The sequence below is a fragment of the Microbacterium sp. NPDC006705 genome, assembly GCF_044903545.1.
GTDB classification, from domain to species: domain Bacteria; phylum Actinomycetota; class Actinomycetes; order Actinomycetales; family Microbacteriaceae; genus Microbacterium; species Microbacterium plantarum.
In genome coordinates, this window is record NZ_JBJDQQ010000002.1 from 35,340 (window position 1) to 49,464 (window position 14,125).

14 protein-coding genes are annotated in these 14,125 nt (G+C 70.1%); 6 read left to right on the forward strand and 8 right to left on the reverse strand.

Annotation, left to right across the window (positions count from 1 at the left end):
* Positions 1 to 4: 4 nt before the first annotated feature.
* Positions 5 to 883 carry a UTP--glucose-1-phosphate uridylyltransferase GalU gene (galU, locus tag ACI2K6_RS10705; RefSeq protein WP_404568603.1) on the reverse strand — a complete coding sequence of 293 codons (879 nt, stop codon included), beginning with the start codon at positions 881 to 883 and terminating at the stop codon, positions 5 to 7.
* 66 nt (positions 884 to 949) lie between these two features.
* Between galU and ACI2K6_RS10710 the strand changes: the two genes are divergently transcribed.
* Genes ACI2K6_RS10710 through mscL form a run of 3 tightly spaced genes read left to right on the forward strand, consistent with a single transcriptional unit; the run spans position 950 to position 2,362 of the window.
* Entirely contained in the window at positions 950 to 1,546 is a 597-nt protein-coding gene (locus ACI2K6_RS10710; RefSeq protein ID WP_404568604.1) for a 5-formyltetrahydrofolate cyclo-ligase, read from the forward strand.
* Positions 1,547 to 1,559: 13 nt separating this feature from the next.
* Positions 1,560 to 1,838: an FmdB family zinc ribbon protein gene (locus ACI2K6_RS10715; protein WP_112617024.1), complete on the forward strand. Its 279-nt coding sequence runs from the start codon at positions 1,560 to 1,562 to the stop codon at positions 1,836 to 1,838.
* Between the two features lie 29 nt (positions 1,839 to 1,867).
* The gene (mscL, locus tag ACI2K6_RS10720) at positions 1,868 to 2,362 is read left to right on the forward strand and encodes a large conductance mechanosensitive channel protein MscL (protein ID WP_282501085.1); all 495 of its coding nucleotides are present in this window, start codon (positions 1,868 to 1,870) and stop codon (positions 2,360 to 2,362) included.
* A gap of 5 nt (positions 2,363 to 2,367) precedes the next feature.
* Here mscL and ACI2K6_RS10725 read toward each other — a convergent pair whose 3' ends face one another.
* Positions 2,368 to 2,562, reverse strand: coding sequence for a hypothetical protein (locus ACI2K6_RS10725; RefSeq protein ID WP_404568605.1), 195 nt, complete (start codon positions 2,560 to 2,562; stop codon positions 2,368 to 2,370).
* Entirely contained in the window at positions 2,549 to 6,277 is a 3,729-nt protein-coding gene (locus tag ACI2K6_RS10730) for an AAA family ATPase (protein WP_323985957.1), read from the reverse strand. The genes ACI2K6_RS10725 and ACI2K6_RS10730 overlap by 14 nt, the downstream gene beginning before the upstream one ends.
* A 166-nt stretch (positions 6,278 to 6,443) precedes the next feature.
* Between ACI2K6_RS10730 and ACI2K6_RS10735 the strand changes: the two genes are divergently transcribed.
* Positions 6,444 to 6,965, forward strand: coding sequence for a methylated-DNA--[protein]-cysteine S-methyltransferase (locus ACI2K6_RS10735; protein ID WP_404568606.1), 522 nt, complete (start codon positions 6,444 to 6,446; stop codon positions 6,963 to 6,965).
* Between the two features lie 72 nt (positions 6,966 to 7,037).
* Here ACI2K6_RS10735 and ACI2K6_RS10740 read toward each other — a convergent pair whose 3' ends face one another.
* Positions 7,038 to 8,654, reverse strand: coding sequence for a cation acetate symporter (locus ACI2K6_RS10740; RefSeq protein ID WP_404568852.1), 1,617 nt, complete (start codon positions 8,652 to 8,654; stop codon positions 7,038 to 7,040).
* 17 nt (positions 8,655 to 8,671) lie between these two features.
* Positions 8,672 to 9,022 (reverse strand): DUF485 domain-containing protein, encoded by a 351-nt coding sequence (locus ACI2K6_RS10745; protein WP_112617029.1) that lies wholly within the window; start codon positions 9,020 to 9,022, stop codon positions 8,672 to 8,674.
* Between the two features lie 122 nt (positions 9,023 to 9,144).
* On the opposite strand from ACI2K6_RS10745, the gene ACI2K6_RS10750 reads away from it, so the two are divergent.
* Positions 9,145 to 10,002 (forward strand): LuxR C-terminal-related transcriptional regulator, encoded by an 858-nt coding sequence (locus tag ACI2K6_RS10750; protein WP_404568607.1) that lies wholly within the window; start codon positions 9,145 to 9,147, stop codon positions 10,000 to 10,002.
* Positions 10,003 to 10,010: 8 nt separating this feature from the next.
* Here ACI2K6_RS10750 and ACI2K6_RS10755 read toward each other — a convergent pair whose 3' ends face one another.
* From ACI2K6_RS10755 to ACI2K6_RS10765, 3 genes are all read right to left on the reverse strand, one after another.
* The gene (locus ACI2K6_RS10755; RefSeq protein ID WP_404568608.1) at positions 10,011 to 11,195 is read right to left on the reverse strand and encodes a glycosyltransferase; all 1,185 of its coding nucleotides are present in this window, start codon (positions 11,193 to 11,195) and stop codon (positions 10,011 to 10,013) included.
* A 126-nt stretch (positions 11,196 to 11,321) separates the two neighbouring features.
* Positions 11,322 to 12,161: an SDR family oxidoreductase gene (locus ACI2K6_RS10760; protein WP_404568609.1), complete on the reverse strand. Its 840-nt coding sequence runs from the start codon at positions 12,159 to 12,161 to the stop codon at positions 11,322 to 11,324.
* Between the two features lie 110 nt (positions 12,162 to 12,271).
* Positions 12,272 to 13,033 (reverse strand): MBL fold metallo-hydrolase, encoded by a 762-nt coding sequence (locus tag ACI2K6_RS10765; RefSeq protein ID WP_112617033.1) that lies wholly within the window; start codon positions 13,031 to 13,033, stop codon positions 12,272 to 12,274.
* 206 nt (positions 13,034 to 13,239) lie between these two features.
* Here ACI2K6_RS10765 and ACI2K6_RS10770 point away from each other — a divergent pair, with 206 nt between their 5' ends.
* Positions 13,240 to 14,112 (forward strand): manganese catalase family protein, encoded by an 873-nt coding sequence (locus ACI2K6_RS10770; protein ID WP_112617034.1) that lies wholly within the window; start codon positions 13,240 to 13,242, stop codon positions 14,110 to 14,112.
* The last annotated feature ends 13 nt before the right edge of the window (positions 14,113 to 14,125 follow it).

Genomic DNA, 14,125 nt, shown 5'->3' on the forward strand with positions numbered 1-14,125 from the left:
CGCGTCAGAGGGTGCCGACGAACTCCTGCAGCCACGGACGCAGCTCGGGGCCGAGATCATCACGGTCGGATGCCAGCTGCACGATCGCCTTGATGTAGTCGAGACGGTCGCCCGTGTCGTAACGGCGTCCGCGGAAGACGACGCCCAGCACACCCTCGGTCGTCGCGAGCTCCTGCAGCGCATCGGTTAGCTGGATCTCGCCACCCTTGCCCGGCTCGGTGCGCTCGAGGATCTCGTACACGTTCGGCTTGAGGACGTAACGCCCGATGATCGCGTAGTTGGAGGGGGCGTCCTCCTTCTTCGGCTTCTCGACGAGGCCGGTGACCTTCACGACATCCGGATCGTCGGTCGGCTCGACGGCCGCGGCGCCGTAGAGGTGGATCTGGTCGGGGTCGACCTCCATGAGGGCGACGACCGTGAGACCCGAGCGCTCCTGCTCCGCGAGCATCTTCGGCAGTAGCGGGTCGCGCTCGTCGATCAGGTCGTCGCCGAGCATGACGGCGAAGTTCGAGTCACCGACATGCGCACGCGAGCGCAGCACGGCGTGCCCCAGGCCCTTCGGCTCGCCCTGACGGACGAAGTGGATGTCGGCGAGGTCGGACGACTCCTGCACCTTGCGAAGCTTGACGTCGTCGCCCTTGCGGGTGAGGTTGTGCTCGAGCTCGGGAACGGAGTCGAAGTGGTTCGACAGGTTGTTCTTGTTGCGGCCGATGATGATCAGGACGTCGTCGATGCCGGCCTGTGTCGCCTCTTCGACGACGTACTGGATCGCCGGCTTGTCGACGACGGGCAGCATCTCCTTCGGCATCGCCTTCGTGGCGGGAAGGAAGCGGGTGCCGAGGCCTGCGGCGGGGATGACCGCCTTGATGCGCTGCTGAGACATGGGTCCACCATATCGATCAGGTGGCGCAGGCGAGTGGTTTGACGCCCACCCTTTACAATCGGGGGCATGTCCGACGCGATCGACAACGCCAAGCGCGCTCTGCGGGCGGACCTACGCGAACGCCGGTACGGGATGTCGGATGCCGCTCGCGCAGCTGCGGCCGACGGCATCCGCACACAGCTCCGCGAACTCGTCGCCAGCACCGGTGCCCGCTCGATCTCGTGCTACCTCTCGGCGCCGACCGAGCCCGGCACGCGCGCCTTCATCGACGAAGCCGTGGCCGCGGGCGTCCGGGTACTCCTGCCCATCAGCCGCAACGACGGTCTGCTCGACTGGGTCGTCGCCGAGCCGGGCGCCGCCGTTTCGGACGGACTGTTCGGCATTCCCGAGCCCATCGGCGAAGTGCTCAGTCCGATGTCCGTCGGAGAGGTCGATCTGCTGGTGATCCCCGCCGCGGCGGTCGACTCCGCCGGCATGCGTCTCGGCTGGGGCCGCGGCTACTTCGACAAGACCCTCGGTTCGATGGAGAACCGCCCGCCGGTGTACGCCGTGCTCTTCGACTCCGAACTCGTCGACGAGGTGCCGCGCGATCTGCACGATCAGCCGGTCACCGGCGTCGTCACTCCCACCCGAACCGTCGTCCTCGCCCCCGAGGCGCACTGAACACCGAGGAACCATGCCCACCTACGCCTACGCCTGCAAGTCGTGCGGGCACCGCTTCGATGCGGTCCAGTCCTTCGCCGACCCCGCTCTCACGGTCTGCCCCGAGTGCTCTGGCGAGCTGCGGAAGCAGTACGGGTCGATCGGCGTGACCTTCAACGGCGGCGGCTTCTACCGCACCGACTCCCGCGCGAGCGGCTCGGGGGCGGGCACGTCAACCGGTGGCGGCGACTCGTCGTCTTCGGCATCATCGAAGTCCGAGGCGAAGTCCTCCCCCGCCGCGGCGGGCTCGTGACACCCGGCGCGTCCGGAGAGAGGAGAGCCATGATCAAGGGCTTCCGCGACTTCATCATGCGCGGCAACGTCATCGACCTGGCGGTCGCCGTGGTCATCGGCGGTGCGTTCACCGCCGTCGTCAACGCGATCGTGTCGAGCATCATCAACCCACTCGTCGAGCTGTTCTACCAGCCCAACGAAGAGGGCATCGCCGGCCCGACGCTCACCGGGATCTACGGTCAGCCGGTCGCGTTCCCCCTGGGGGGACTCATCAGCGCGATCATCAGCTTCTTCGCCGTCGCTCTCGTGGTCTACCTCGTGTTCGTCGTTCCGATGAACAAGTGGAAGGAGCGTCAGGCCGCCAAGGCCGGCGTCGTCGAAGAGGCGGCGAAGCTCCCGACCGAGCAGGAGCTCCTCATCCAGATCCGCGATCTGCTGGAGAAGAACAACGCCGCGACCTCTGCTTCGAGCGCCGCAGCCGCGACCACCGACGCCCCGCTGCGCCGTTCGCAGAACACTCCCCCGGCGGCGCCTTCCGCCTGACCGGATCAGTAGTGCGGCGGAACCTCGTTCCGCATCCGCGCATCATTCGGACCGGATGCCCCGGCCGCGCCCTTGGCGCCGGCCGGGGCATCCGTCGTCTCATCGGCCGATGTCGGCTCGGCCGTCGTACCCGGAGCGGCGGTCAGTCGAGCTCGGCGGCTGCCGACCCGCTCGACCCGCTGTCGGTCACTCGATGACATCGAGCGGCTCGGTGCTCGCGTCCGCGGTCGGTGCCTCGGGCTCGACGCCCAGGATCGCAGCGACACGCGCGGCCACACCGGCGGGGTCGCTGTAGAGGTCGAACGAGTGCACGCGGATGTAGTGCCATCCCAGCCGGCGCAGAATCTGCGGCCGCAGCCGCAGCGACTCCCGGAGCGACTGCCCGATCGTCTCAGGGTCGCCCTCGACGACGACGGCCTTGCCGTCGCGCTGGGCCACCAGCGGCAGCAGCCCGCGGTACGCGACGTCGACCGCCACGCCCAGACGGCGGAGGTTCTGCGCGAGGGCCAGAGTCAGCGGGTCGGCGAGGTCTTCGAGGCGGGCCTCGCGAGCGCGTGCCGCGATTCCGCCGAGGATCGACATGAGCGTGGCGGCGCCGTTCTCGAGGCGTCCGTCGTCGAACGCCGACGGCCGGATCGACGACACGATCACCATGGAACGACGGGCGCGCGTCATGCCGACCGTCAGCAGGCGCTCACCGTCCGGCCCCGACAGCACACCGAAGTCGCTCAGCACGCGCCCGTGGCGCGTCAGACCGTAACCGAGCGAGAACACGACGCGGTCGCGACTCTCGGCGACCGACTCCTCGAGCCCGAGCACGGCGAAGGGCTCAGCCGTCTCGCGGCCGACGAACTCGGCGACATCCGATCGTCCGGCGAAAGCGGCCTCGACGGCGGCCCGGATGCGGAGGGCGTGCTTGGTCGACGCCGTGACGACCATCAGCGACTCGTTCGGCCGGTTGACGGCGTGCTCGACGACGAGCGTCACGACACGGGCGACCTCGGCATCGGGGCTCTCGACCGCTCCCGAGTCGGGGTCCGGTGCACCGACACCGCCTTCGACGTAGTCGACGCTGAGGCTGCCGCGTCCGAGATACGAGCCGGCCCAGGGGAACGAGACGATCTCGCCGCCGTAGAAGGCCTCGTTGACGAGTTCGGCGAGGTCTTCGCCGCCTGCGCGGTAACTGCGGGTCAAGGTCTCGACCGGAACGATCTCGGCGAGGCGCTCGAAGACGCTCCGCTCGTCGGGGTCTGCGATCGGCTCGTCCGACGGATCGCGGTCGGCGGCGATCTCGAACGGGGTCGGGCGCTGCGTGACGGGGTCGCCGAATGCGACGATCTGCCGCCCGCGGCGAAGGGCCGAGGCCGATTCGGCGACGCTCAGGGCGCCGGCATCCGCCAGGATCACGACGTCGAATGCGGGCCGAGCCGGCAGGGAGGCCACCTCGTAGGGCGACGCGATCCAGACGGGCGCGAGCGTGCGCAGGAGCTTCGGTGCGACGGCGAGCAGTTCGGCAGCCGACGCTGTGCCCTCGCGCAGCGCGGCCTTGAGCGCCGCGGTCTCGTCAGCCTCGTCGACGATCGCGATCTTCCATCGCGTCGCGAGCTCGGCCGCCAGCTGCTGCCCCGCCGAGGCGGCGTGCGCCTCGTCGACGAGGCGGAAGTCGCGTTCGAGACGATCGACGACGCTGGTGTTGGCTCCGAGCAGTGCACGGTCGCTGCGAAGCATCGCCTCGAGGGCGGACTGCCACCAGGCGAACTCGAACTCCGCCGCGACGCGCTCCTCGGGCACATGGCGCACCGAAAGCTCGGTGAGCAGGCCCTCGAGGCCGAGGGAAGCGAGTTCACCGCGCAGCGTCGCTCGTTCGACGAGGTTGTCGAACACGTCGGACTCCGCGGCGAGCCCGGCGAGGATCCGCACGAGCTCGGGGATCGGCGTCGCGAGCAGATCGTGCCCCGGGCCGAGCACGCGCGAGAGCTCGGCGAGGTCGGCGTCGACGCGCTGCCACGAGGTCGCGACCGCGTCGAGACCCGCGGGGATCTCGGGGACGACGCCCACTTCGGCCAGACGCTGCCACTGCTCGCGCTGCTTCTGCACGCGCACGAGGGCGTCGTGCATGTCGGTGACGTGCATGCCCGGCCGGACGTACTCCTTCGAGAGCCGTCGCAGGCGACGCCGTGTCGCACCGTTCATCTCGGGAGTGTCACGGCGGGTGGAGTGCGCCTCGATCAGATCGCCCAGCGGACGCTCGAAGACGGTCAGGCTGAAGCGGTCGAGCGACGCGCGGATCCCCTGGAGAAGGCGGATGTACGCACCGAGCTCGGCGAGCGTCGTGAACGGCCGCATCCGGGTCTGCCCGATGAGCTCGTACCCGCGCTCGAGGATCTCGGGGATCTCGGTGCGATGCAGGCGGCCTGCCAGAGCGTGTGCCGCGCGTGCCTGCTCGGTCGTCTCGAACGCGACGCCGTACCACGGCGAGTCATCGGGCCCGAAACGGAACTCACCGAGCCGAGCGGCGGTCGCGAGCGATGCGGCCGCTTCGGCGCGACGCGTCGAGAGGCGCTGGAGGGTCGCGGCATCGAAGCGCGTGGCTGCCGACGGCTGCGGCGACTCGGCCGCGATCGTCGTCAGCTTCTGCAGCACTTCGAGCGGCGAGACGCCGAGCATGGGATGCCGCTGCGTCAGCGAGACGCGATAGTCGCGCAGAACCGTGCGCAGCCGAACGAGGGCGTCGTCGATCTCGCCCATCTTCGGGTGCTGCGCCTTCTCGTTGCGGGCGATCGCGCGAATGAGGTCGCGGTGGACGCCCCGTGGCGAGACGGCCAGCCCGGGCAGCCCGATGCCGGCGAGGCGGTGACGGACTCCCTCCAGAGTGGAGCGGCGAGCGCTGACGACGAGGACGCGCTTGCCGCGGCGGACCAGCTCGCCGACGGCGTTGATGATCGTCTGCGTGCCCCCTGTGCCCGGCAGCGTGTGGACGACGAGCGACTGCCCGGCGACGATCCGGTCGAGGACGCCTTCCTGCTCGGCGTCGGCGTCGAGCAGCAGTCGGTCGGATGCCGGCGGGCGGTCGTCCGAGGGAATGGCGTCGGGAACGGGGTAACGAGTCGCCACGAGCGCGCGGTCGTCCTCGTGGCCGGCGAGAGCGTTGAGCACGGGGACGTCGAGGTCTGCCGCATCGCGCTCGGCGCGAGCGGCGACATCCGCGAACGTCGAGACGATCAGCCGTGGCTGAACCGTGAAGGTGTCGACATGGGCGGTCAGGGCGCGCAGATGGTCGATGACGGGCTGCGGCTTGAAGACGCCGCCGTCGTACGCGAGCGCGGCGAGCCCGCGCCGGTCGAGGTCGATTCCGAAGTGCGCACGCGCGATCTCGACGAGCTCGGGATTGACGGAGAACGAGCCGTGGAGTTTGAGATCGAAGTCGCCGTGATGGCGGCGGATGGCGAGCGGTCGGAGAAGGACCGGGGCGTTGTAGGTGAGACCTCCGGCCCGCCACGAGGCGAATCCGACGCCGAGGTGGACGGTGTCGAGGCCGCGCGTGGTGCGGAGTTCGACGTCCTTCGCGGTGATGCGCCCGGCGGCGAGGCGGGCCGTGCGCAGCGCCACCTCGTCGCGGAAGAGGTTCGACAGGAGCGTCGAACGGCCGGTGATGAACTGCGGGAGGCTGCCCGGATGCGCCTTGGTGATGTCGATGCCGACATCGTCGGAAGCGATGTAGTGGAGCAGCGTCGAACGGCCGCCGAGGCGGGCGGCCTGCACACGGATGCGTTCACGCTCCGGGTCGGCCACGTGGGCGACGGCGACGTCGTCTTCGGCGACATCGAGTTGCGCCGGGGTCACCGAATCGACCCGAACCTCGTCGGCTGCGTCCGGACGGACGGCTCCTCGATCTCCTCGCCACACAGCACACACCCTAAGCGGCGCGCCTGCATCCGGCCCTCAGGCGCCGCCGAGTTTCGCGCTATTTCCGACACGCCGGACGATCGGCGGTTCCTCCCCCGGCGCCTGTCGCCGCCGCCCATCCCCCGCATCGTCGCCGCGCGCGGGGCGCAGCGGGGCCGCCCGGGATGATGGAGCCATGACCGACGCAGCATTCGCGGTGCACCCCACGCCGATCGGCGATGCCCTCCTGGTCGTGACCGAGACCGGCCTCGCCCACCTCGACATCCTCGACCGCCCCGCCGAAATAGCCCTCGCCGACCTCGCCCTCAGCCTCGGCGCGCTCCCGGTCCACGACCCCGGCGCGGCTGCCGACGTGGCCGCCGAACTCGACGAGTACTTCGCGGGCCGGCTGCGGCACTTCCGGACGCCGATCGACTGGCTCCTGGCCCCGCCGGGATTCGCCGGCGACGCACTGCGCGCGGTCTGCCGCGTTCCCTACGGCGAGGTGGCGACCTACGGCGAGATCGCGATCACCGCCGGCTCACCGCGAGCGCACCGAGCCGTCGGGTCTGCGTGCGCGCGGACGCCGATCTCGATCGTCGTGCCCGCACACCGTGTCGTCCGCAGCGACGGGTCGATCGGAGAGTACGGCGGCCATCCCGAGCGCAAGCGATTCCTGCTCGACCTCGAGAGCAGAGCCGACTCCGGCCGCGTGTAGGCCGCGCCGGAACGGCGACGGCCCCGGCCAGCGCGCCCGGGGCCGTCGTCTCGATCAGCGAGGTGTCGCGGCCTAATGATCGACCGCCTTCTCCGCGCCATGACCGGTCAGAGAACGCACCTCCATCTCGGCCGCCTTCACCGGGTCCTCCCGCCGCCGCTCGGTGACCGAACCCAGCCAGCCGAGGAAGAAGCCCAGCGGGATCGACACGATGCCCGGGTTGTTGAGCGGCCAGATGGCCGTGCCGACGTTCTTGAACACGCTGGTCTCGGTGCCCCAGAACACGGGCGACAGGATGATGAGGATGATGGCTGCCGCCAGGCCGCCGTACATGCTCCACACCGCGCCACGCGTCGTGAACTTCCGCCAGAAGAGCGAGTAGATGATCGTCGGGAGGTTCGCCGAAGCCGCGACGGCGAAGGCGAGGGCCACCAGGAACGCGACGTTCTGTCCCTGCACGCCGATGCCGCCGACGATCGCGAGGATGCCGATCACGATAACCGTGCGGCGAGCGACCTTGACCTCGCCGTCGGGCGGCACGTTCCCCTTCTTGACGACGTTCGCGTAGATGTCGTGCGCGAACGACGCCGCCGCCGTGATCGTGAGGCCCGCCACGACCGCGAGGATCGTCGCGAAAGCCACCGCCGAGATGAAGCCGAGCAGCAGGGGGCCACCCAGTTCGAGGGCGAGCAGTGGAGCAGCGGAGTTGACCCCGCCGGGCGCCGAGGCGATGCGCTCCGGACCGACGAGGGCGCCCGCACCGTAGCCGAGCACGAGGGTGAGGAGGTAGAAGACGCCGATGAGCCAGATCGCCCACACCACCGAGCGACGGGCCTCTTTCGCGGTGGGCACCGTGTAGAAGCGCATGAGGACGTGCGGCAGACCCGCCGTTCCCAGCACGAGCGCGACCGCGAGCGAGATGAAGTCCCACGGGTTGGCGCCGTACTGCAGGCCCGGTCCGAGGATCGCCTCTCCCTTCGGCGAGGCGGCGACCGCGCTCTCGAGGAGCGTGTTGAGGTTGAACCCGTTGATCGCCAGCACCCAGATCGTCATGACGAGCGCGCCGCCGATGAGCAGGAACGCCTTGACGATCTGCACCCACGTCGTGCCCTTCATGCCGCCGATCAGCACGTAGACGATCATCAGCACGCCGACGACGGCGACCACGATCGACTGGCCGACCTGCTCGGTGATGCCCAGCAGCAGTGAGACCAGACCGCCCGCTCCCGCCATCTGCGCGAGCAGGTAGAAGAAGCACACCGCGAGCGTGGTGATGGCGGCCGCCATCCGCACCGGCGTCTGCTTCAGCCGGAACGACAGCACGTCGGCCATCGTGAACTTTCCGGTGTTCCGCATGAGCTCGGCGACGAGCAGCAGCGCGACGAGCCAGGCCACGAGGAATCCGATCGAGTACAGGAACCCGTCGTATCCGTTGATCGCGATCGCGCCGCAGATGCCGAGGAAGGATGCCGCCGACAGATAGTCGCCCGCGATCGCGAAGCCGTTCTGCGGTCCGGTGAACGAGCGGCCCGCGGCGTAGTAGTCGGCCGCGGTCTTGTTGTTGCGGCTGGCACGGATGACGATGAACAGCGTCACCGCGACGAATGCGCCGAAGATCGAGATGTTCAGCACCGGGTTGTTGTCGACGGTCTCCCCCGCCGCGACGACGGCCGCCCCCAGGCCGTTCACCGCTTCCCAGAATCCGTTCACGATCCGGCCTCCTGTCGCTCGAGATCGTTCCGGATCGCCGACGAGATCGGGTCGAGCTTGTGGTTGGCGTACCAGACGTAGCCCATGGTGATCGCGAAGGTCGTGACGAACTGGCCGAGCCCGAACAGCAGACCGACGGTGATGTCACCCCAGACACGCTGCGCCATGAAGTCGGTCGCGAACGACGACAGCAGCACGTAGACGAAGTACCAGACGAGGAAGACGATCGTCAGCGGCCATACGAAGCTGCGGTGCTTGCGCTTGAGTTCCCGGAACGGCGCCGACTCCTCGACGGCGACATAGTCCACTCCGCCGGGAGGCGGCGAGTGGGTGGGCGATGCGGTCATGTGGCCTCCTTGCCTCATGGTGAGCAGCTCTCCAGCGGTCGTCGTCGTCGAGCGACCGCGATGGTAGGGTCGACGCTACGAAAGGCGGCAACGAGGCCGTCACCCCCGGAAGTAGGTAGTGCGTGACGGCACTGGCGGCACCCGAGAACGACGCGCAACTGGTCTCCCGCGCGGTCGATGACCTCGCGCGCAGCACACGCTTTCCCGTCGTCTTCGGCGGCCTCGAGAGCCAGGGCTCGGTTCACGTCACCGCGATCGCCGGAGCGCGGTCGCATTCCATCGACGATCTGGTGGTGCGCGTCGGCCGCGGGCTGGGCGGCGCCGCGATGGTCGAACGGCGTCCGCGGCTCGCTCTCGACTACCGCACCGCGCGCACCATCACCCACGACTACGACCGGGCCATTCTCGGCGAGGGCATCGCCACCCTCTTCGCCGTACCGATCGTCACCGAGGGCCGGGCGCGCGGGGTGCTGTACTGCGGCTCCTGGTCGCAGGCTCCGGTGGGCGACCTCGTGGCGCATCCGGCGTTCCGAGCGGCTGACGCGATCAGCACCGAGCTGCGCATCCGCGACGAGGTGCAGCGCCGGCTGGCGCTGGCGCCGGCACCCGAGTCCGCGGCCGGCCTCTCCCCCGCCGCGCGAGAGGACCTGCGCGAGAGCTTCGCCGAGCTGCGCAGCATCGCCGCGACGATCGACGACGCCGACCTGCGGGCGCGGCTGGCGGCGATCGAGCGCCGGCTCACCACAGTCGCGGGCGACGGGGCGGCGTCGGCGAAGGATGCCGAGGTGCAGCTCTCTCCGCGGGAGCTCGACGTTCTCGCCTGCTGCGCCCTCGGCTCGACGAACGCGGAGATCGGCGCGGCTCTGAGCCTCAAGGAGGGAACCGTGAAGTCGTACCTCCAGGCGGCGATGGCCAAGCTCGACGCGTCGACCCGTCATGCGGCCGTCGCGCGCGCGCGGCGTCTCGGCCTGCTGCCCTGACCGCGGATTCAGGCGGCGATGCGCAGGCCGGCGACCTGCTCGGCGATGACGGCGCCGTACTCCGTGATCATCCGGTCTCGACCCAACCGGTCCCGAGCGGCGAGCGCGGCACCTCCGAACGCGACGCGCTCCTCGACGGCACGACCCCAACCGGCCGCGATCGCATCCGGGTTGCGCGGGGTGACGATGCCGATCCCCTCGACGAGGCGGGCCGCGTCGCCGACATCCGTCGTGACCGGTACCGCGCCGCTCGCCGCCCCCTCCAGCAGGCACAGGGGGGCCGCCTCGCCGAACGCGCTCGTGAGTGAGACGACGTCCGCGGCGCGGTAGATCGCGGGCATGTCGTCACGGATGCCGAGAGCATGGATGCGGTCGCCGCCGATGACCTCCAGCAGCTCCGTGAGACGGGGGTTCTCGCGCGTCATCCCCGCTCCGCACATGACGTAGTGCGCATCGGGCACGAGCGCTCGATGCGCGGCGACCGACCGCAGGAACAGCTCGGGATCCTTCATCGCGTCGAACCGAGCCGCATAGGCGACGACGACCGCCCGGTCGGGGATGCCGAGCTCACGCCGCACGCGGTCACCCCCGCGGGTGACCGACGGCTCGAAGCGCGAGAGGTCGATGCCGTTGTCGACGACATGACGCTGCGTGTCGCCCAGGACCGACGCGTAGGCGGCATCCGTCGACCGCGCGCATGACACCGCCGCCGTGACGATCCCACGACGGACGCTCTCACCCAGCCACTCCAGAGCATCGCCCGAATGCTCCGGGTCGGACCGGTGCAGGCATGTCACGACAGGCCGGTCGGGCAGCATCATCGCCTCGTCGAGAGCGAGCAGGAGTCCGAGCGGCTGCTCCTTGAGGGTGAGCACGACGTCGGCCGCGGCGATAGCGCGCGCCGCGGTGCGCAACTGCCGCGAGGAGAAGGCGTGCGGCGCGTGCGGTACCGGCCCCGCCGTCTTTCCCAGAGACGTGATCCCGATGCCCGAGGCGCGCAGCGCCCGATACCGCGGGTCGCCGGCCATGTGCTGGACGGTCGACTCGCGCCGCGCCCGCGACGCGATGGCGAGCACGCTGTGGTGCTGTTCGTCCCGCGCGTGGAGGCCGGCGACGACATCGTTGTGCAGGATTCGAGCCCCGCCGGCGAAGAAGCCCTCGGTGAGGGAGAGGACGCGAAGCGGAGCGCTCATTCAGGACCTTCGGGATCGACGCGGCGGGTGCGATCCATCGTGCGGCAACGCCCGCCCGCGGCGAGTGAACCGCGGACGAGCGTTGCGTGAACGAACGGCGCCGGACGCCGGTCCCGAGAGCCGGGCTCAGAGGATGGGCTTGCCTCCCGTGACCGCCAGACGTGCGCCCGAGATGTACGACGCTTCGTCCGACGCCAGCAGCACGTAGGCCGAGGCGAGCTCGGCGGGCTGCCCGGCGCGTCCCAGCGGCGTCTGCTCGCCGAAGCTCTCCACCGCATCCGCCGGCAGGGTCGCCGGGATCAGCGGGGTCCAGATGGGCCCCGGGGCGACGCTGTTCGCGCGGATGCCGCGCTCGCCCAGCATCTGCGCGAGCGATGCCGTGATGCTCGCGATGGCCGCCTTCGTCGCCGCGTAGGGCAGGAGGTTGGGCGAGGGCTGGTCGGACTGCACCGAGCTCGACCCGATGATCGACGACCCCGGCCCCATGTGCGGCAGCGCAGCCTTTGTCAGGTGGAAGTACGCGTCGACGTTCGTCGCCCACGTGAAGTCCCATTCCTCGTCGGGGATCTCCTCGAGCGTCTCGCGGTTCATCTGGAAGGCGGCGTTGCTGACCAGGATGTCGATCCCGCCGAGCTCTTCCACGGTGCGGCGGACGACCTCACGGCAGTGGGCCGGGTCGGAGATGTCACCCGGGATGAGGACGGCGCGGCGCCCGGCCTCTTCGACGAAGCGCTTGGCCTCTTCGGCATCCTCGTGCTCCTCGAGGTAGCTGATGGCGACATCCGCTCCCTCGCGGGCGTAGGCGAGCGCCACAGCCTTGCCGATGCCGCTGTCGCCGCCGGTGATGAGCGCGCGCTTGCCGGCGAGCTTCCCGGAGCCGCGGTAGGTCTCCTCGCCGTAGTCGGGCTTCGGCACCATCGCCTGATCGGTTCCCGGGACGTTCTGCTGCTGGGGTTCCATGGTCATCCCTCTCTGTCGTCGAACGGTGCTTCTACCCGATCCCCCTCGGCCGTCGGATTCACGGGGCTTGACACGAGAGGGCCGAGTCCGGCATCGCGCGACCGTGCGGGGCCGCCTCAGTCGACGCCCCGCGAGCGGGCGATGGCCGCAGCGGGGGCGATGCCGCCGTCCCGCCAGACCGCGCCGTGGCCGGGCAGCACGAGGTGTGCACCCGTCTCGGCGAGCAGCGAGAGCGAGTCCAGCGCCTCGTCGCTGTGCGCCGTGGCCGCGCGAGCGACGACCCGCGGACCGGTGCGTCCCGTGTACGGATCGAGGGTGACCAGTGCGTCTCCGGTCAGCAGGATCCCGGCCGATTCGAGCAGGAACGCGCAGTGCCCGTCGGTGTGGCCGGGTGTCGCGATCGGGAGGATGCCGCCCGCGAGCGGGATGGAGTGTCCGGGCACGATCGACGGATCGGTCCGCACGCCCTTCACCCCGAGCGCTCCCGCGCCAACCATCCTCGCCAGGATCGGGAGCGCCGCCGGGTAGCGGAAGGGATACGGGAACCGGGCGGCCTCGTGCGCATAGCGGTATGGATGCCGCGCCAGCTCCTCGTCGCCGGGGTGCACGTCGGCGACGAGGTGGTGCTCGTCTGCGAGGCGCTCGCACATCCCCACGTGGTCGAAGTGGCCGTGGGTGAGCAGTAGCGCGTCGATGTCGGACGGGTGGGCGCCGACAGCCGCGAGGGCCTGTTCGAGGAGCGGCCACGTGCGCGGGAGGCCCGCGTCGATGAGGACGAGCCCGTCATCGGACGCCACGAGGTAGGCGTTCACGCCGCCGCGGGCGAGTTGATACACGCCCTCGGCGACCTCGGTCACGCGCGGTCGGTGATCGGTCATGGCTCCCCCTCCGGTCCCGCCCGATGATCCGCGGGGGCTAGGAGGAGCGCGCGGGGCTTGACAGATCGATCCGCCGCCACCCGCCGCGCGGGCGTGATGGTTGCACCGAGCCCGGGAGGAGTCAAGGCCCGTGGCGTGCGCCGCGGGCCCGACGTACGTTCGCGGCGCCGGCGCACTCGGCGTTCGGCCGATCCCCAGGAGGCGAGATGTTCTTTCATCGACAGGAACTGCAGTTCGAGGCCCGTCCGGAGAAGCCCGACGCGATCTTCGCGCGACGGATGCAGGAGGTGCTCGGCGGCCAGTACGGCGAGATCACCGTGGCCATGCAGTACGGGTTCCAAGCGTGGAACGCCCACATCCCGGGCAAGTACCGCGACCTGCTCTACGGCATCGGGGCGGAGGAGTTCGGCCACGTCGAGATGCTCGCGATCATGATCGCGCAGCTGCTCGAGAAGGCCCCGGCCGAGCAGTCCGAGGCTGCGGCGAAGTCCGACCCCGTCCTCGGCGCCGTCATGGGCGGCATGGATGTGCAGTCCGCGATCGTCGCCGGGGCCGGTGCGCGCCCGGTCGACTCGAACGGCAACCCGTGGCAGGGCTCGTACATCACCGCGAGCGGGAACCTGCTCGCCGACTTCACGGCCAACGCCAACGCCGAGATGCAGGGCCGTGTGCAGGTCGCGCGGATCTACCACATGACCGACGACAAGGGGGTCCGGGACATGCTCTCGTTCCTCCTGGCGCGCGACACGATGCACCAGAACCAGTGGATCCGCGCGGCGCAGGAGCTGCGCGAAGAGGGAGTGGAGGACATCCCCGTGCCGTCGAACTTCCCGCTCTCGAACGAGGCGCGCGAGCACGCGTACAAGTACATCAACTTCTCCGACGGTGCCGCGGCAGCCGAGGGCTCGTGGGCATCGGGTCCCACCCCCGACGGCAAGGGCGAGTTCACGTACCTCGACGGACCCGACACCTCGGTTCCGATGCCCCCGCCCACGCAGCCGGACCCCCGGTTCTACGGCACCGACGCGAAGCCGAATCTCCTCGACAAGGCCGAGGGCGTCATCCGCGACAAGCTCTGATCCTCGGCGGGGC